This window comes from Ligilactobacillus sp. UO.C109 (assembly GCF_026847815.1).
Taxonomy (GTDB): domain Bacteria; phylum Bacillota; class Bacilli; order Lactobacillales; family Lactobacillaceae; genus Ligilactobacillus; species Ligilactobacillus salivarius.
Map to the genome: position 1 here is coordinate 1 of NZ_JAPSFH010000060.1, position 236 is coordinate 236.

The window sequence follows — 236 nt, forward strand, 5'->3', positions numbered from 1 at the left end:
TTGAGTGAAAGCTTAAGCACATCAAGCAGCTTGAGCGAATCCTTGAGTACAAGTTCCTCCTTGAGTGAAAGCTTAAGTACATCAAGCAGCTTGAGTGAATCCTTGAGCACAAGTTCCTCACTAAGTGAAAGCCTAAGCACATCAAGCAGCTTGAGTGAATCCTTGAGTACAAGTTCCTCCTTAAGTGAAAGCTTAAGTACATCAAGCAGCTTGAGTGAATCCTTGAGTACAAGTTC

General features: G+C 42.4%; 1 protein-coding gene. It reads right to left on the reverse strand.

The window, feature by feature from the left end:
• On the reverse strand, window positions 1-236 hold a 236-nt coding region (locus OZJ21_RS09740), incomplete at both ends, for a hypothetical protein (protein WP_268857755.1).